Annotated in this window: 11 protein-coding genes and 6 pseudogenes; 4 read left to right on the top strand and 13 right to left on the bottom strand. The window is 70.0% G+C overall.

Features of this window, described 5'->3' with window-relative positions; all coding sequences use genetic code 11:
• Nucleotides 1–16 precede the first annotated feature (16 nt).
• Together ACFVWD_RS37895 and ACFVWD_RS37890 are read right to left on the bottom strand one after the other, a co-directional pair.
• A complete protein-coding gene (locus ACFVWD_RS37895) occupies nucleotides 17–1,330 on the bottom strand; it encodes an ABC transporter substrate-binding protein (protein WP_389602561.1) in 1,314 nt (437 codons plus the stop codon).
• Between the two features lie 159 nt (nucleotides 1,331–1,489).
• Nucleotides 1,490–2,668 carry an ROK family protein gene (locus tag ACFVWD_RS37890; RefSeq protein ID WP_389602560.1) on the bottom strand — a complete coding sequence of 393 codons (1,179 nt, stop codon included), beginning with the start codon at nucleotides 2,666–2,668 and terminating at the stop codon, nucleotides 1,490–1,492.
• A gap of 183 nt (nucleotides 2,669–2,851) precedes the next feature.
• On the opposite strand from ACFVWD_RS37890, the gene ACFVWD_RS37885 reads away from it, so the two are divergent.
• Complete coding sequence (locus tag ACFVWD_RS37885) at nucleotides 2,852–4,960, top strand: alpha-galactosidase (protein WP_389602559.1); 2,109 nt, start codon at nucleotides 2,852–2,854, stop codon at nucleotides 4,958–4,960.
• A 56-nt stretch (nucleotides 4,961–5,016) separates the two neighbouring features.
• On the opposite strand, the gene ACFVWD_RS37880 is transcribed toward ACFVWD_RS37885, so the two are convergent.
• The 11 genes and pseudogenes from ACFVWD_RS37880 to ACFVWD_RS37830 form a co-directional block, all read right to left on the bottom strand.
• Entirely contained in the window at nucleotides 5,017–5,655 is a 639-nt protein-coding gene (locus tag ACFVWD_RS37880) for an FxLYD domain-containing protein (protein ID WP_389602586.1), read from the bottom strand.
• Between the two features lie 282 nt (nucleotides 5,656–5,937).
• Nucleotides 5,938–6,350, bottom strand: a pseudogene (locus tag ACFVWD_RS37875) (radical SAM protein); the annotation flags it as partial.
• Nucleotides 6,351–6,403: 53 nt separating this feature from the next.
• Nucleotides 6,404–7,786: an L-serine ammonia-lyase gene (locus ACFVWD_RS37870; RefSeq protein ID WP_389602558.1), complete on the bottom strand. Its 1,383-nt coding sequence runs from the start codon at nucleotides 7,784–7,786 to the stop codon at nucleotides 6,404–6,406.
• 68 nt (nucleotides 7,787–7,854) lie between these two features.
• Nucleotides 7,855–9,129 carry a serine hydroxymethyltransferase gene (glyA, locus tag ACFVWD_RS37865; RefSeq protein WP_389602557.1) on the bottom strand — a complete coding sequence of 425 codons (1,275 nt, stop codon included), beginning with the start codon at nucleotides 9,127–9,129 and terminating at the stop codon, nucleotides 7,855–7,857.
• A complete protein-coding gene (locus ACFVWD_RS37860) occupies nucleotides 9,126–9,563 on the bottom strand; it encodes a glycine cleavage system protein H (protein ID WP_389602556.1) in 438 nt (145 codons plus the stop codon). The genes glyA and ACFVWD_RS37860 overlap by 4 nt, the downstream gene beginning before the upstream one ends.
• Nucleotides 9,560–10,741, bottom strand: a complete 1,182-nt coding sequence (locus ACFVWD_RS37855; RefSeq protein ID WP_389602555.1) for an NAD(P)/FAD-dependent oxidoreductase — start codon at nucleotides 10,739–10,741, stop codon at nucleotides 9,560–9,562. Before ACFVWD_RS37855 ends, ACFVWD_RS37860 begins: the two co-directional genes overlap by 4 nt.
• 176 nt (nucleotides 10,742–10,917) lie before the next feature.
• Nucleotides 10,918–11,929 (bottom strand): annotated as a pseudogene (locus ACFVWD_RS37850) (SpoIIE family protein phosphatase); the annotation flags it as partial.
• 144 nt (nucleotides 11,930–12,073) lie between these two features.
• Nucleotides 12,074–13,207 carry an aromatic ring-hydroxylating dioxygenase subunit alpha gene (locus tag ACFVWD_RS37845; protein ID WP_389602554.1) on the bottom strand — a complete coding sequence of 378 codons (1,134 nt, stop codon included), beginning with the start codon at nucleotides 13,205–13,207 and terminating at the stop codon, nucleotides 12,074–12,076.
• Between the two features lie 10 nt (nucleotides 13,208–13,217).
• Nucleotides 13,218–14,163 (bottom strand): annotated as a pseudogene (solA, locus tag ACFVWD_RS37840) (N-methyl-L-tryptophan oxidase); the annotation flags it as partial.
• Nucleotides 14,161–14,502 (bottom strand): annotated as a pseudogene (locus ACFVWD_RS37835) (alcohol dehydrogenase catalytic domain-containing protein); the annotation flags it as partial. The pseudogenes ACFVWD_RS37835 and solA, both read right to left, overlap by 3 nt.
• Before the next feature lie 171 nt (nucleotides 14,503–14,673).
• On the bottom strand, nucleotides 14,674–15,108 hold the full coding sequence (locus ACFVWD_RS37830) for a hypothetical protein (RefSeq protein ID WP_389602588.1): 435 nt from the start codon (nucleotides 15,106–15,108) through the stop codon (nucleotides 14,674–14,676).
• Here ACFVWD_RS37830 and ACFVWD_RS37825 point away from each other — a divergent pair.
• From ACFVWD_RS37825 to ACFVWD_RS37815, 3 genes and pseudogenes are all read left to right on the top strand, one after another.
• Nucleotides 15,065–15,874 (top strand): annotated as a pseudogene (locus ACFVWD_RS37825) (IclR family transcriptional regulator); the annotation flags it as partial. The gene ACFVWD_RS37830 and the pseudogene ACFVWD_RS37825 overlap by 44 nt on opposite strands.
• Nucleotides 15,875–16,087: 213 nt before the next feature.
• A complete protein-coding gene (purU, locus tag ACFVWD_RS37820) occupies nucleotides 16,088–16,960 on the top strand; it encodes a formyltetrahydrofolate deformylase (RefSeq protein WP_389602585.1) in 873 nt (290 codons plus the stop codon).
• A gap of 101 nt (nucleotides 16,961–17,061) precedes the next feature.
• Nucleotides 17,062–17,627 (top strand): annotated as a pseudogene (locus ACFVWD_RS37815) (IclR family transcriptional regulator).
• Nucleotides 17,628–17,762 lie beyond the last annotated feature (135 nt).

Genomic DNA, 17,762 nt, shown 5'->3' with positions numbered 1-17,762 from the left:
ACCTTTCCGGTCCTGGTCAGGCTGTGAAGAAGCGCGAGCGCTGGGACTCGATCTTCGTCAGCGTTCCCGAGCCGTCGTCGGGGTGGCTGAGCCACTCGGTCAGGCCGGGGAGTACGACGGTGGAGATGAAGCCGGGGTCGCTGTCGCGGTCCGCGAACTGGCTGATGTGCTTGGCGGAGGCGATGAGGTCGGCGGACTTCTTCTGGAGCGCGTTGTACGAGCCGGTGCTCGCCTTCTCGTTGACGGCGAGGTTGCTCGGGTCGACGCCCATGTACAACTCCTCGGTGTGGGCGCCGCCGAGGAACTCCAGGAACTTCTTGGCACCGGCCTCGTTCTTGGGCCGTCGGCTGAGCATGAAGCCGTCGGTGGGTGCCTCGACGGCGTCCTGACCGTGCGCGGCGTCGATCTCGGGGAAGGGGAAGAAGTCGATGTCGGCGCGTATCTTCTCGTCGGTGATCTGCTGGCCGAGGAAGAGGCCGATGACGGCCATCCCGGACTTCTTGTCGAGCAGCGACTGGGCGGCGTCCTGCCAGGAACGGCCGGCGGCACCCTGCTGGTAGTAGGGGGCGAGTTCGCGCCAGTGGTCGAGGGTGGCGAGGGCCCGCTTGTCGGTCCAGGAGACCTTGCCGCGCATCAGGGACATGTGGAAGTCGTAGCCGTTGGTCCGCAGGTTGAGGTAGTCGAAGGCGCCGAGGATGCTCCAGGCGTCGCCGCCGCCGTAGCCGGAGGCGATCGGGGAGAGCCCGTCCTTCTTCATCTGCTTCGTGAGCGCGATGAACTCGCTCCACTTCTGCGGGACTTGGTAGCCGCGCTCCTTGAAGAGGCTCTTGCGGTAGAAGACGGCCCACGGGTAGTTGTACAGCGGCACGAAGTAGTACTTGCCGTCCTCGCCGCGGGAGAGCTGCTTGGTGGCGTCGCTGAAGTCGGCGCCTATCTTGTCCCACACGTCGTCGAGGGGGCTGCAGAGCTTCTTCTTGGCGAAGTACTGCATGCGGTAGCCGGCGAACCAGGTGAAGACGTCGTCGGGGGTGCCCTGCAGATAGCTGGTGATGCTCTTCTGGAAGGTGTCGTGGTCGACGGTGTTCGTCTTCACCGTCAGACCGCTGTCCTTGGCGAACGCCCCGGTGACGGAGGCGTAGGCCTTCTTGGGCGTGGCGTCGCCGCCGTTGGATCCGAAGGTGACCGTCTTCGGGTCGGCCCCCGCTCCCCCGCCGCAAGCGGTCAGAACGGGCGCGGCCAGTGCGGCGGCGCCGAGTCCGAACAGTCCGCCGACGACTCTGCGGCGGCCCGGGTCACGCGCAGCCAGGGGATTGCGGCTCTGCTGCGTCATTGTTGCTCCTCACGCGTGTCCGTACATGTCTGATCTTCAGTGCATGGCTGTGCTTCCGTGCATGGCTGTGCTTCAGTACGTGCTGGTCGGTGCGTGGTGTGCTCGTTGGCGCGTGGTGTGCTCGTTGGCGTGTGCTGGCCCCTCAGGGCGTCGTGCTCCTCAGCGCGCGTCCGAGGTGGTGAAGGACTGGATGGCGGTGGCCGCCGCGCCACGCGCCCACTCCTCGAAGGGCAGCGGCCTGGTCTGTACGTCGCAGTCCGCGGCCGAACCGAACGCGGCCGCGGCGAACGCGTCACGGATCTGCTCGGCGAACAGGTCGTAGGCGGCCAGGCCTTCGCCGGAGATGATCACGCGCTCGGGGCCCAGGAGGTTGGCCACGGTCGCGATGCCCCGGCCGATCGCCGCTCCCGCCCGGGCGTACACCTCCCGGGCGCCGGGGTCGCCGTCGTGGGCCAGGGCCAGGGCCGCGGTGGCGTCGGCGACGCTCGCGCCGGTGACCTCCCGGATCCGGCCGACGATCGCGGGGTCCGAGGCGATCGCCTCGACGCAGCCCCGGTTGCCGCAGTGGCAGCGGGGACCGGCCGGGTCGATCGCCACGTGCCCGATCTCACCGGCCACGCCGTGCGCTCCCGCCACCACCTGTCCGTGCACCACCAGACCGCAGCCGATGCCCGCGCCGACGGTCACCAGTGCGAAGTCGGACAGCCCCACCCCGGCCCCGAACCACTGCTCGGCCACCGTCAGTGCCCGAACGTCGTTGTCGAGGGTGACCGGCAGTCCGGTCGTGGTCGCGGCCAGTTCGGCGAGGGGGACGTCGCGCCACTCCAGGAACGGCGAGTAGCGCACCACCCCGGCCGCCCGGTCCACGTCACCCGAGACGGCGATACCGAGCCCCCGGACCTGCACCCCGAAGCCGTCCGCCTCCGTCAGCAGTTCCTGTACGAGCCCCGCGACGCAGGTCAGTACCGCCTTGGGTTCGCGGGAGGTGAGCGGAACGCGCCGGGCGACCCGGATGCGGCAGCACAGGTCGGTGAGTACGGCGATGAGCTCGTCGCCCGTCACCTTGATCCCCAGGAAGAGGGCCCTCCCGCCGTCGACCCGCACCGGGTTGGCGGGCCGCCCGAGGACGGGCTGCCGTGCGTCGTCGGCGATGTCCTCCACGAGGTAGCCGGCCTCGATCAGCGGCCGGACCGCCTTGGTGACCGCCGCCGCCGACAGCTGGGTCCGCCCGGCTATCTCCGACCGCGTGAGCGGGCCGTGGGACAGCACGGTGGTGAAGATCTGGGAAGCGGCCGGCGTGTGGGCCGGGAACGCCTCGGTGGGAGAGGTCGAGCGCATGGCCGGAACCTAAGGCCCTTATTTTCTGCTGTCAATGAAAGAAACAGGATTCTCTTGAGGATGCTCTATGAGGTACCTGTGACCTGTGAATTCCAGAATGCGAGCAGCCATTGACACGTGATCCAAGGTCAGGGTTGGCTTTTCCTCGTCTCGTACGTGAGCACCCCCTGAACGCGAGGATCCATGTCGCCGATCTCCTTCGCCCCGGACACCGGGGTCTGGCTGCTGTCCACACCGCGCACCTCGTACGCGCTGCGGATCGACGAGACCGGAGCGCCCTGCCATGTCGCGTGGGGCCCACGGCTGACGCCGGCGGAGGCCGAGGAGCTCGCCGTGCCACCCGCGCCCGAGGCCAGCAGCTTCGAGGGCAGGCCGCCCGTCGGGGAGGAGCTGCCCGTCGACGGCGGCACGCGCTACGGACCGCCGTCACTGCAGGTCCGGTTCGCGGACGGCTCCCGCGCCTTCGACTGGCAGCCGACCGGCCACCAGGTCGACGAGGGCGAGCTGACCCTGTCGTTCCGTGACCGCCGCTACCCGTTGCACGTGGCGCTCCACTACCGGGTGCGCGAGGACACGGACGTCATCGAGCGCTGGACCGTCGTCCGCAACGACGGCGACGAGCCCGTCACCCTGCTGCGTGCCGACTCCGCCGCCTGGACCCTGCCGCCGCTGCGGGACTACCGGCTCAGCCATGTCACGGGCCAGTGGTCCGCCGAGAGCCAGCTGCGCCGCGACCGACTGCCGTACGGCGAAACCGTGTTGACCAGCCGTCGCGGGATCACCAGCCACCACGCGAACCCGTGGCTGATGCTCGACGCGGGTGAGGCGACGGAGGACCACGGGCGGGTGTGGAGCGCCGCCCTCGCGTGGAGCGGGAGCTGGCGCGTCACCGTGCAGCGCACCCCCGACGGGCGGGCCGGATTCACCGGCGGCCCCGGCCAGGACGGCACGACCGTACCGCTCGCGCCGGGCGAGGAGTGCGCCACTCCCCCGTTCGCGGCGCTGTGCACCGACGGCGGCTTCGGCGCGGCCAGCCGCGCCTGGCACGCGTATGTCCTGGCCCATGTCCTGCCCCATGCCGACGAGTTCGCCCCGGTGCTCTACAACTCCTGGGAGGCGACCGGCTTCGACGTCGACGAGGTCGGGCAGAAGGCGCTGGCCGAGCGGGCGGCGGCGCTCGGGGTGGAGCTCTACGTCGTCGACGACGGCTGGTTCGGGGCGCGCCGCAGCGACCGGGCGGGCCTCGGCGACTGGACACCGGCGTCCGACCGCTTCCCGGACGGACTGGCTCCGCTGGTCCGCTCGGTGCACGGGCTCGGGATGCGCTTCGGCCTCTGGGTGGAGCCCGAGATGGTGAACCCGGACAGCGACCTGTACCGCGAACACCCGGACTGGGTACTGCACTTCCCCGGCCGCCACCGCTCCGAGCTGCGCAATCAGCTGGTCCTCAACTTCGCCCGCCGCGAGGTCGCGGACTGGGCCCACGGCTGGCTGACCCGGCTGGTCGGCGACCACGGCATCGACTTCCTCAAGTGGGACATGAACCGCGCGTTCAGCGAGGCCGGCTGGCCCGGCCGGGAGGACGGCGCCGACCGCCTCGGCCCCGCGTACGTGCGCAATCTCTACGGTGTCCTCGACCGGCTGCGCGCGGACCATCCGGCGCTGCGGATCGAGACGTGCAGCGGTGGCGGCGGCCGGGTCGACCTGGGCATTCTGGCCCGCACGGACCAGGCGTGGGCGTCGGACAACACCGACGCCGCCGACCGGATGGGGATCCAGCAGGGCTACGGCCAGATCTACCCCGCCCGCACGATGGGCGCCTGGGTGACCGACGTACCCAACCAGCTCACCGGACGTACGGTCCCGCTGCGCTTCCGCTTCCATGTCGCGATGGCCGGGGCGCTCGGCATCGGGGGCGATCTCACCCGCTGGTCCGAGGAGGAACTGCGGGAGGGGGCCGACCTGGTCGCCACGTACAAGAAGGTCCGCCATCTCGTCCAGCACGGCAGGCTGGACCGGTTGTCGCCACCCGCCGAGGACTCGGTCTGCGTGGTGCAGTACACCGCCGCGGACGCCTCGGAGACCCTGCTGCTCGCCTACCGGCGCGTCTCCCGCCACGGCGCGCCGAGGCTGCCGGTCCGGCCGCGCGGCCTGACCCCCGGCGGCCGCTACCGCGACGCCCGCACCGGCGCCGTGCATCACTCCACGGTGCTCGGCGAGTACGGCCTCGACCTCGACCTGCCGGCGGGCGACTGGTCCAGCACGGCGGTACACCTCGTCCGGGAGGACTGACGCTCCGTCAATGTACTGCTGGGCCGCCCGATGTCGCTCTACCTGTCGGGCGCCCGTCAGTACCGCTGGGCCTTCGCCAGGACCGGGGTCAGCTGGGGTTGGGTGGGCTGTCTGCTGATGGCGACGGGCTGGGCGCGCTGACCCGGCTTGAGGTTCTCCGCGCCCACGAACCTGGTCTCGACGACCTTGCCGTCGGCGTTCTTGAAGTCGACCTGGACGGCGTACGAGGCCGTGCGATCGGTGTTGTTGGTGATGGTGACGAGCAGGGCGAGCAGGCCGCCCGTCTTCGCCCGCGGCAGCCCGGTCATGGCGACGTCGGACCGCGCGTTCCCGGAGCCCTGCACCTTCTTCAGCTCCGCCTGTGCCTGCGCGCTCGCGCGGGCCGTGTCGGCCGAGACGGACGCCTCGAACTCCGAGGCGGCGGCGGACAGCGAGGAGGCCGCCGCCGAGGCCGAGGCCCTGGCGGAGCCGATGATCGAGGAGGCGGCCGAGGCCAGGGCGGACGGCGGTGTGCCACTGAACGACGAGGTGTCCGGCGGGGTGGCGCGCGGGGTGACGGAGGCGGCGCCGCTGTCGCCGCCGCTGTTCGTGCTGCATGAGACGAGCGCGGCGCCGCAGGTCAGGGTGGCCAGGAGGGCCGCGGTCGCGCGGCTGCGGCCGGTCCGTGCCGGGCCACCGTGGGTGCGTCTGCTCATGGAGCTCGTCCTCTTCCTGCCGGTCCGAAAACCCGCTCTACGGGCCTCCCTCATGCTCCGTGCCGGGCTCCGCGTCCGCGATCGGTGCTGACCCGTTGGGGTTGCCCGGGCCATGGCAACCTCTTCGGCGGGCCGCTGCGGCGGTGCCGTGATCCGACTCGCGGAGCCCCGGGTTCCAGAGGGACCCGTACGGCGGTGAGTGCGGGGGCCATGACCTTGGACCATCCCGGTTCGGCGGAAAAGGGTTGGGCGGGACGATGTCAGGGCTGCTGGCGTCCGGGAGCGGGTGCGCAGGCTCGCCAGGATGTCCCGGCGCTGATCATGCCGTCGCGCTTCCAGCCGTGCTGGGCGTCGAGCGGCATCTGCTCGATGAACCGGAGTTCGTAGTCGTGCTCCACAGCCCAGGCGAGCAGTTCGGGCGCGTCGTCGTCGTTGACGCCGGGCATCAGGACGGCGTTGGCCTTCACCGGGGTGAGCCCGGCGGCGCGGGCCGCCGCCAGCCCCTCCAGCACGTCGCGGTGGCGGTCGCGCCGGGTCAGGGCCTCGAAGACGGTGGGGCGCAAGGTGTCCAGCGAGACATTGACCCGATCCAGGCCCGCGTCCTTGAGCGCCTGAACGGTACGCCGCAGACCGATGCCGTTGGTGGTCAGTGACATCTTCGGGCGCGGTTCGAGGGCCGCGCAGCGCTCGACGACCGAACATGTCGATGAGCATGACTCCGGCCCCCTTTCCCTCTCCGTCCGCCGCCTCAGCACTCAATGACGTTGACGGCGAGGCCGCCACGGGCGGTCTCCTTGTACTTGACCTTCATGTCGGCGCCGGTCTCCTTCATGGTCTTGATGACCTTGTCGAGGGAGACGTGATGGCGGCCGTCGCCACGCAGGGCCATCCGGGCGGCGGTCACGGCCTTCACCGCGGCCATGCCGTTGCGCTCGATGCACGGGATCTGGACCAGGCCGCCGACCGGGTCGCAGGTCAGGCCCAGGTTGTGCTCCATGCCGATCTCGGCGGCGTTCTCCACCTGTTCCGGGCTGCCACCCAGCACCTCGGCGAGGCCGCCGGCGGCCATCGAGCAGGCGGAGCCGACCTCGCCCTGACAGCCGACCTCGGCGCCTGAGATGGAGGCGTTCTCCTTGAAGAGCATGCCGATGGCGCCCGCCGCGAGCAGGAAGCGGACGATGCTCTCCTCGTCGGCGCCCGGCACGAAGTCGAGGTAGTACTGAAGTACGGCGGGGATGATGCCCGCCGCGCCGTTCGTCGGAGCGGTGACGACCCGGCCGCCCGCGGCGTTCTCCTCGTTCACCGCCATCGCGTAGAGAGTCACCCACTCCATCGCGCGGCCCGCCGGATCGCCCTCGCTGCGCAGTGCCCGGGCTACCGCAGCCGCCCGGCGGCGGACCTTCAGGCCGCCGGGAAGGATGCCCTCGCGGCCCAGGCCTCGGGAGACACAGGCCGCCATGACCCGCCAGATCTCCAGCAGGCCCGCGCGGATCTCCTCCTCGGTGCGCCAGGACTTCTCGTTCTCCAGCATCAACGCGGAGATCGACAGGCCGGTCTCCCGGGAGCGTCGCAGCAGCTCGTCGCCCGTGCGGAACGGGTGGGCGAGCACGGTGTCGTCGAGCTTGATCCGGTCCGCCCCGACGGCGTCCTCGTCGACCACGAAGCCGCCCCCGACCGAGTAGTACGTCTTCTCGAGCAGCGGCACACCGTCGGCGTCGTACGCGAAAAGGATCATGCCGTTGGCGTGGTACGGCAGCGAGCGCCGCCGGTGCAGGACCAGCTGGGTCGAGACATCGAAGTCGATCTCGTGGGCCGGGCCGATTTCGGCACCGAGAACGCGGATGCGCCCGGTGCTGCGGATTCGCTCGACGTCGAGGTCGGCCTGGGCGACGTCGACCGTGTGCGGCTCGTTGCCCTCCAGACCCAGCAGCACGGCCTTGGGGGTGCCATGGCCGTGGCCGGTGGCGCCGAGGGAGCCGAACAGCTCCGCCCGTACGGCGGTGGTCTGGGCGAGCAGGCCGTCCTTCTTCAGCCGGGCGGCGAACATCCCAGCGGCACGCATGGGGCCGACGGTGTGCGAGCTGGACGGGCCGATACCGATGGAGAACAGGTCGAAGACGCTGATTGCCACGCCATACTCCGTGGGATGGGAGGGACGTGCCGAGAGGTCACGGGCACGCCCCTGCGGAAGGGTGTCGGTTACAGGCCGGAGTAGAGCGGGTGCTTGTCCGCCAGGGCCTTGACCCGGGTCTTGAGGGCCTCCGCGTCGGCCGCCCCGAAGGGAGAGGGCGCCTTGAGCGCCTCGGCGATGACGTCGGCGACCTCGGTGAAGTCCTCGGCGGTGAAGCCGCGGGTGGCGAGGGCGGGGGTGCCGATGCGCAGGCCGGAGGTGACCATCGGCGGGCGGGGGTCGTTGGGGACGGCGTTGCGGTTGACGGTGATGCCGACCTCGTGGAGGCGGTCCTCGGCCTGCTGGCCGTCCAGCTCGGAGTTGCGCAGGTCGACCAGGATCAGGTGCACGTCCGTGCCGCCGGACAGCACGTTGACCCCGGCCTCACGGGCGTCGGCGGCCGTCAGACGCTCGGCGAGGATCCGCGCACCCTCGACCGTACGGCGCTGCCGCTCCCTGAACTCCTCCGAGGCCGCCACCTTGAAGGACACCGCCTTCGCCGCGATCACATGTTCCAGGGGACCGCCCTGGAAGCCCGGGAAGACCGAGGAGTTCAGCTTCTTCGCGAACGCCTGCTTCGCCAGGATGATGCCGCCGCGCGGGCCACCGAGCGTCTTGTGGGTGGTGGAGGTGACGACGTCCGCGTACTCGACCGGGTTGGGGTGGAGCCCGGCGGCGACCAGGCCCGCGAAGTGCGCCATGTCGACCCACAGGTACGCCCCGACCTCGTCCGCGATCCGGCGGAACGCGGCGAAGTCCAGCTGACGCGGGTACGCCGACCAGCCCGCGATGATCACCTTCGGCCGGTGCTCCTTGGCCAGCCGCTCCAGCTCATCCATGTCGACCAGACCGGTCTCGGTGTCCACGTGGTAGGCGACCACGTGGAACTGCTTGCCCGAGAAGTTGATTTTCATTCCGTGGGTGAGGTGCCCGCCGTGGGCCAGGTCCAGGCCGAGGATGGTGTCGCCGGGCTGGGCCAGAGCGAAGAGGGCGGCCTGGTTGGCGGAGGCACCCGAGTGCGGCTGGACGTTGGCGTACTCGGCGCCGAACAGCTCCTTGACCCGGTCGATCGCGATCTGCTCGGCCACGTCGACGTGCTCGCAGCCGCCGTAGTAGCGGCGGCCCGGGTAGCCCTCGGCGTACTTGTTGGTCAGGACCGAGCCCTGGGCCTCCATGACCGCGACCGGAGCGAAGTTCTCCGAGGCGATCATCTCCAGGGTGGACTGCTGACGGTTCAGCTCGGCGTCGACCGCGGCGGCGACGGCCGGGTCCAACTCGCGCAGGGGCTGGTTGAAGAGGGTCATCGACGGTCTCCTTGGGTGTGAGCGCAGTGGGCGGCGTAGGCATCTGCGGACAGGGCGCCGGCGATGTTCTCGACGCGCAGCCTGAACAGCCGGCCGACGGTGCAGGGAGCGGCGTTGACGACGCCGGGGCCGTCGGCCGGCGCGGTGCTGACTTCCAGGACCTCTCCCGAGGCGGGGGCGTACAGGCCGCTCACGGAGGTCAGCGACCTGATCTCGCCACAGCTCTCCCCCGCCTCGGCCCACGTGCCGACTTCGGGCAGACGCAGGTGGACGACGTCGTCCAGGGCCTTCGCCGCGAGCGAGGTGATGCCGACGGTGGCGTTGCCCTCGTCCACGACCAGCCACTCGTGGTCCCAGGTGCAACGCAGGTGCCGCGGAATGCCGAGGGCGGTCTCCCGTGAGGACGGGAGGGGGAGCCGAGGCGGGGAGATCATGAGACGACGACCGCGGCGGCGGGGACGAGGGTGCGGCGGAGCCGGTTGAAGAACTTCGGCTGGTTCAGGGAGAGCACGGCGACGGGGGTGCCCTCACGCCGGTAGACGGCCGTGAAGGAGCGGCTGTCGACATCGCCTTCGACGACTTCGGGCTCGGCGCCGGGGGCGACGTGCCCGGCGAGCTGGATACGCACCTCGTACTGGTCGGACCAGAAGTACGGCGCGGTCAACGGTGCCGGGGCCGACACACCGGAGAGCAGCGTGCGAGCGGCGGTCCGCGCCTGATCGGTGGCGTTGCTCCAGTGCTCGATGCGGGCGTGCCGTCCGGTGAACGGGTTGGGACAGCGGGCCACGTCACCGACGGCGACCACACGCGGGACGCTGGTCGCGCAGCCGGCGTCGCACACCGCCCCGTCGTCCACCTGCACACCGGAACCGGCGAGCCAGTCGGTGGCGGGCCTGACACCCACCCCGACCACGACGATGTCGGCGGGCAGCACTCGCCCGTCCGCCAGCCGTACGCCGGTCACCCGGCCCTCGCCGACGAGTCCCGCCACTCCGGTTCCGCACAGCAGGCGGACCCCGTGATCGTGGTGGAGAGAGGAGCACACCAGCCCCATCTCGCGCCCCAGTTGGCGTTCCAGCGGTACGTCCAGCGCCTCGACGACGGTGACGTGGAGCCCGAGCCGGTGGGCGGTGGACGCCACCTCGGCGCCGATGAAGCCGGCGCCGATGACGACGACCCGGGGCAGGCCGTCCAGCAGTTCGGCGCGCAGGGCCTGGGCGTCGTCCAGGGTGCGCAGGGTGTGGACACCGGCCAACCCGTCCGTGCCGGGAAGCGTCCGGGGAGTGGCACCGGTCGCGACGACGATCCCGTCGGTGCGCACGTGCCGTCCTCCGGCCAGAGTGACGGTCCGGGAAACGGGGTCGAGCCGCACCGCGAGCTCGCCGAGCAGCCACTGCACGTCCAGGACCTCGTACTCGTCCGCGTCGCCGAGCGCGAGCGCGTCGGCGTTGAGGTCCCCTTTGAGGAAGTCCTTGGACAGCGGCGGGCGGTCGTAGGGAGTGTGGCGCTCTTCCCCCACGACGACGATCTCGCCGTCGTAGCCCTCAGCGCGCAGTGCGCGGACCGTGCTCAGGCCTGCCAGCGACGCTCCGACGACGGTGATGCTCCTCATGCCGGCTCCAGATGGGGAGTTGTCTCACATGACACAACGACAATCGCTATGCGCAACATGCTTGCGGTGGCGCCCGGGTGCTGTCAAGAGGGAGGAGCCGCATATTGGTTCCTGAATGCGCACAATGTTGCGCAGCTCGCAACGGAAGTATCTGAAGGGGGCCCGGGCTCCGACGGTCAGAGCGTCGGCTCGTCCCACTGGTCCAGCAGGATGTCGCCCATGGCTTCATCGAGCCCGGCTTCGGAGGCGTCGAGGGGCTGTTCGCTCCAGATGACCTTGCCGCGGTCGGTGTAGTGGCCGCGCGGCGCAGATGCGGGGACGCGCTGCTGCCGTCCGCGACTTCGCAGATCAGGCTGTCACGGTCGTACAGCAGACGGAGCCGGATGGGATCGGCGCCGTAGCGGATGGCGTTGGTGACCAGTTCGCTCAGGGTGAGCTCGGTGGTGAAGCCGATGTCGTCCAGCGGGGCGGTCGGGCAGCAGGGCGTCGAGTACCGCCTGGCAGGCCTGTTCCGGGGTCTGGTCGGGGTGTGCCAGGGCGCCTCTGAGAAGTTCGAGGGCCGGTGTCGATGCCGCGGTCGCGGTGTTCGACGAACCCGTGGGTATACAGGACGAGCCGGGAGCCCTCGGACAGGTGCAGTTCGGTGGTCTCGACCGGCAGGCCGGAACCGGGGCCGAGCGGTGGTGAGACCGGGACGTCGGGGAAGGTGACGAGGTCGTCGGGATCGACGACGGCCGGTCCGGGATGGCCGGCCCGAGCGATGCGGCAGTCACCGGACACCGGGTCGTAGATCGCGAACAGACGGCTGGCACCGGTGATGCCCTCGCCCTCGTCCTCGGCGGTCTCACTCTGGTCCATGTGGGCGACCAACTCGTCCAGGTGGCTCAGGAGTTCGTCCGGGGTCAGGCCGAGGGCACAGAAATTGTGGACCACCGTACGCAGGCGGTCCATGGTCGCGGCGGCGTGCAGGCCGTGGCCGACGACGTCGCCGACAGCCAGGGCGACGCGGGCGACGGGGAGGGGAATGACATCGAACCAGTCCCCGCCCACCCCGGCCTGAGCGGGCAGGTAGCGACAGGCCACTTCCAGGGCCGACTGCTCGGGCAGGGCGCGGGGCAGCAGGCTCCGCTGCAGCGTGACCGCCATGGTGTGCTCGCGGGTGAAGCGGCGGGCGTTGTCGACCGCGAGATCTGGACATCGCCATGTCTCTAGTTGTTGACGGCTGCCGCTCCGAGGTCCCCACTCACGATGCGGCCGTACGAGGCGAATGGCCCGTCCACCTGCCGGAGGCCAATCTGACAGGTGGACGGGCGGTACTGGGTTGGGGAGGGGTCAGCCGGCGGTCTGTGCATCGAGCCTGTCCTGCACCCAGGTGTGGAATTCACCGATGTGGTGCTCACTGGGGACCAGGACGCCGCCCTTGGCATAGACCCGTGAGCTCATGCCCGGCTGGGTGCGTTCGCAGGCGTCGAAGTCCTGCTGGTTCACCCGGTGGAACAGCTCCACCGAGCGCGCCACGTCCTTGCCGCTCTCGACGACGTGCGGAAGATACAGCCAGTCGCACTCGACGATCGTGCGGTCGACGGCCACCGGGTACATGCGGTGGAAGATCACGTGGTCGGGGACGAGGTTGATGAACACCTGCGGCTTGACGGTGATCGCGTAGTAGCGACGGTCCTGGTCCTCCGCCACCCCGGGGATGCGGTCCAGGCCCTCGGAGCCGTCGACGGTGAAGCCCTGGACCTCCTCACCGAACTCTGCACCGTGACCCACGTAGTACTGGGCCGCGTAACCGTCCGCGAACTCGGGGAGCACCTCGGTGAGTTCGGGGTGGATCGTGGCGCAGTGGTAGCACTCCATGAAGTTCTCGATGATGAGCTTCCAGTTCGCCTTGACGTCGTAGGTGATACGGCGGCCTACCTGGAGGTTGTCGATGTCGTAGCGGTGGATCGACCCGACGTCGCCCAGCCGCTCGACGACCGCGCCCATGATGTCCTCCTCGAAAGAGGGCGGGTTCTCCGCGAGGCACACCCACACATACCCGAGCCACTCCCGGACGTGGACGTTGACCAGGCCGTACTCGGTGCGGTCGATGTCCGGCATCGACGTCAGGTTCGGAGCGGCGACCAGCTTGCCGTCCAGGCCGTAGGTCCAGGCGTGGTACGGGCACTGGAAGGCCCGCTTGACCTCGCCGGACTCCTCCGTGCAGAGCTTGGCTCCGCGGTGCCGGCAGACGTTCAGGAACGCCGTGATCGAGCTGTCCCGGGAGCGGGTGATCAGCACGCTCTCCCGTCCGACCTGGTAGGTGCGGAAGCTCCCGGGCTTGGCCAGCTCAGAAGCACGGGCCGCGCAGAACCACATGGCCTCGAAAATCCGCTCCTGTTCCAGAGCGAAGATCTCAGGGTCGGTGTAGTGCTCCCCGGACAGCGTGGCGATCAGGCTCGGGGGCAGGCTGGTGGTGGTCATCGAAATCACCTCAGGAAGGTCGGACGCGCACACGTCGGGGGGCGAAAAGAGCGATGGGGTGCTCGGTGGTGCCTTCGGTGGCCAGGTCGGCGAGGATCTCGCCGATCACGGGCACGAACTTGAACCCGTGGCCCGAGAAACCGCAGGCCACGATCACCTGCGGGTGCTCGGCGCCGGGCGAGGACGAAGTGCTCGTCCGGGGTGTTGGCGTACATGCAGGCCGCGGCCTTGACGAAGCGTCCGGACAGGGCGGGGATGCGCGGGCGCAGGTACTCCGTCATGGCCGCGATCTCGTCCAGGTGGATCCGACGGTCGAGGGTGTCGGGATCGCTGGGGACGCCCTTGCGGAAGAAGGCGACCTCGGCGCCGCCGTCGGGGCTGTCGAGGGCCGGGAAGCCGTGGATCTGGGTGCCGTCCGGGTCCTCCCGGATGTAGACGGGGTGCCGGTCCGCGGTGAACGGGCCGGTTCCGCCCTCGGGCTGGAACCAGTACATGACTTGACGCTCCACCGTCACGCTCACGCCCAGGTCGGACAGGAGCTTCGGCGCCCACGCGCCAGGGGCGATGACGAGCCGGTCGGCGGTGCAGGCGCCCCGGTCGGTAACCACCCAGGCCTTGCCGCCCCGGCCCTCCGCCTCCCGTCCGAGGACGAGTTCCGCGAAGTGCAGGTCGGCGCCTTGGGCCAGGACCAGGGCCAGGTGGGTGGTGACGGTCGCCTCGGGCCGGGCGATTCCGGCCTTGTGCTCGTAGAAGGCGACGTCCTCGGCGGCCGGGTTGAAGGTGGGAAAGCGGTGCCGGATGTCGGCGGCGCCCAGGAACTCGTGGTCCAGGCCCCACTCGTGGGCACTGCGCGGGGTGCCGGCGAAGGCCGCGCTGTCCTCACGGCCGATCATGAGACCGCCCGTCTCGGTGAAGACCTCGCGCCCGGAGTCGGCGCCCAGCTTCTCCCACAATTCGGCGTTGTGGGTGGCGAAGCAGTACCACGGCCTGCCCTTGCGACAGGCCCGGCACTTGCCGCAGACCGCACGCCAGTTGAGCACCACGAAGTCGCCGGGTGCGACGTCGGTGACACCGTTGCCGACCGCCTCGACTACACCCGAGGCCTCATGGCCGAGCAGGAACGGGAACTCGTCGGTGATCCCGCCCTCCCCGTAGTGCAGGTCGGTGTGGCAGACGCCGCAGGCCTGCACCCGCACCAGCGCCTCACCGGGTCCGGGGTCCGGCACCAGGATGGTCTCCACCGATACCGGGGCGCCCTTCTTCCGGGCGACGACGGCGCGTGCCGCGTGTGTCACTGTCGATCTCCTCGCTGAGGGGCGGCCGAATGCCGACTTCGACGGGGATGTTCCGGAGGGCGGGAACGTCGACCACTCCCGGGAGCGATCGACGCGGGGAGAGAGTGAACTTCGCCGGGGCCCGAATGAGGATCGAGGCCGAGACGCCTGTTGCGTATTACACAATCATCTTCACGATAAGCAACGAGCGATCAAACTGTCTCCCTGCGGACATCCACTGTCAAGGGGTTGGCAGAGCCAACTTGCCATCCCAATGACCACGGCGATGGAAGTCGCGGAGCCACCTGGGCCGAAGGAGCCCAAGCTGGCGGGGCCAAAGGTGTACAGGGCGAACATCGGCGTGATCCGACACATGCAGAACAGCCCGCGGAACAGGGTTCGCCTCAGCCAAGTCCCCTGGAACAGGTCGCGGAACCGACTACGCGCCACGGACCGCTCGGCAACCGGCACCGCCGGCAGTTCCTCGACCGGGACCGTGCGGCCGAGGGCCCGTTCGATCGCCTCCCGGGCGTCGGCGGTAGGGCCCTTGCTCACCAGCCACAAGGGCCACTCCGGCGTACCGATGCGCATCGGCGGTGGCGCCTCGTCGACGGCACGGATGGGCATCCGACCTCCCGGGACGGGGGACTGCGGACCGCGAGCGGCATTGCGCTCTGGAAGACGGCAGTCGGTGGACCGGGCCGTGAGCATTCTCGGGTTCCCGGGCCACCACGAAGAGGCGGGCGTCACGGAGATGGCCGCCGAGCTCGGGGTACACAAGTCGACGGCATCCCGGCTCGCCACGGCCCTGGAACAACGCGGGCTCATCGAACAGGCGGAGCAGCGGGGCAAGTACCGACTCGGCCTCGGCCTGATCCGCCTGGCCGGCGCCGCCGCAGTCCGGCTGGACCTCTCCCAGCAGAGCCGCCGGGTGTGCGAGCAACTGGCGGATCAGGTCGCGGAGACCATCAACCTGGCCATCCTCGACCGGGACACGGCCATCGACGTCGACCAGGTGCTCGGCCCCTCGGCCATCACCACGCACAACTCGCTGGGGAAGCGCACGCCGCCGCATGCCACGTCCAGCGGCAAGATACTGCTGGCCCATCTCCCCGAACCCGAACCCGAGCTCGAGGGCAGGCTCGCGGCGCCGCTGGAGAGCTGCACACCGCGTACCGTCACCGACCCCGGGACCCTCCGGGCACAGCTGGAGCGCGCCCGCACGGACGGCTGCGCCTACAGCGTCGAAGAGTTCGAACGGGGTCTGAACGCGGTGGCCGCAGCGGTCTTCTCCTTCAACGGGCAGGTGGTGGCCGCACTCAGCGCCTCGGGGCCGTCCTTCCGGTTGACCGAGCAGCGGCTGCCGGAGGTTTCCGCCGCGGCGCAGGCAGCGGCCGAGAAGATCGGACCGCCTCGGCCACCTCCGCCGGGCCTGAGATGCGCGGGTGGACTCCGCATATACGTCCGCTCGTCGACCGGGACGATCACTCGCGGTCGTGACCGTTGCACGCCACCCCTTGACCAGCCGGTCACCCCCATTGGACCATGTTGCGTATTGCCCTCTACGTTGCGCAATACGCACCACCATCACACAGCGGAGGATGCCATGTCCCCTCGACCGCAGCCCGGCCGCGAGTTCGTCCTCACCCTTTCGTGCCCCGACCAGGCCGGCCTCGTCCACGCCGTGACCACCTTTCTCGTGAGCCACTCCGGAAACATCCTGGAGAGCCAGCAGTTCAACGACCGGCTGCAGGACCGCTTCTTCATGCGGGTGCACTTCGACGTCTCGGATCCCGACGTCTCGCTGGGGGACCTGCGCACGGGGTTCGGCCCGGTCGGCCAGGCGTACGGGATCAGCTGGCGACTGCACGACGCCTCGACCCCGACGCGAACCCTGATCATGGTGTCGAAGTTCGGCCACTGCCTGAACGACCTGCTCTTCCGTAAATCCACGGGCGCGCTCAACATCGAGATCCCGGCGATCGTCTCCAATCACCGCGACTTCGAGCCGCTGGCGCAGACCTATGGCGTCCCCTTCCACCACATCCCGGTGACGAAGGAGACCAAGGCGGAGGCCGAGGCGCGACTGCTGAGCCTCGTCGACGAACTGGACATCGACCTCGTGGTCCTCGCCCGCTACATGCAGATCCTCTCCGACGACCTGTGCAAGCAGCTCGACGGACGGGCCATCAACATCCACCACTCCTTCCTGCCGAGCTTCAAGGGAGCACGGCCGTACGTCCAGGCGCACCAGCGAGGCGTCAAGCTCGTCGGGGCCACGGCGCACTACGTCACGTCCGACCTCGACGAGGGCCCGATCATCGAGCAGGACGTCGTCCGCGTGGACCACTCGCGCGCCCCCGACGAGCTGGTCACCATCGGCCGTGACGTCGAGGCCCATGTGCTCTCCCGCGCCGTGGAGTGGCACAGCGAGAGCCGTGTGCTGACCAACGGGAGCTGCACCGTGGTCTTCCGCTGACGGGACGGGCCGTGCGACCACGCGGGCGGCCGGATCCCGCCACGGCCGTGACCTTCCGGAAGCCCTGCGGACCCATGGACCCGACCGCGTATGGTTGCGCTATGAGCAACTACACCGCAGAGGCCGAAACAACAGGTCCCGCGGTGAACGGAGTTCGGTCCGTCGACCGTGCCGTCAGCGTCCTGGAGATCCTCGCCCAGCGCGGCGAGGCCGGTGTCAGCGAGGCCGCCGCCGAGATCGACGTCCACAAGTCGACCGCGTTCCGCCTGCTCGGGGTGCTGGAAGCGCGCGGACCGGTCGAGTAGACGGCCGAGCGGGGCAAGTCCCGGCTCGGCTTCGGGATCACCTGCCGGCGCAGGAGCGCGCCGACGTGCTCACGGCGTCCGGGATGCAGAAGCTGACGCCGCATACCCTGACCGTGAGAACGAAGGTGGAGAAGAACCTCGCCGAGGCGCGGGAGCGGGGGTACGCGGTGACTCTGGAGGAGCTCGAGATCGGGCTGCACGCCGTCGCGGCCCTGATCCGGGCCCGCGACGGCGAGGTCGTCGCCACCTTGAGCGCCTCCGGCCCCGCGTACCGCTTCACCGAGGAACGCATCCAGGAGCTCGCGCCCGTGCTGCTCAGGGGCGCGGCGGAGATCAGCCACCGGATGGGCTATCCGGGCTGAGCCTCGAACGATCCGAGGGACCCTACCGACGCCGCCGCCTCGGCGCCCCAGCGCGCTGTCACCCGTACCGCGTCGAGCGTCGAGGCGACATCGTGTTGGACGAAACGTGCTGCACAAAGCCTTGTGGGAGCCCGG

The organism is Streptomyces sp. NPDC058086 (assembly GCF_042885015.1).
GTDB lineage: Bacteria > Actinomycetota > Actinomycetes > Streptomycetales > Streptomycetaceae > Streptomyces.
This window is presented reverse-complemented; position numbering and strand designations above follow the sequence as displayed.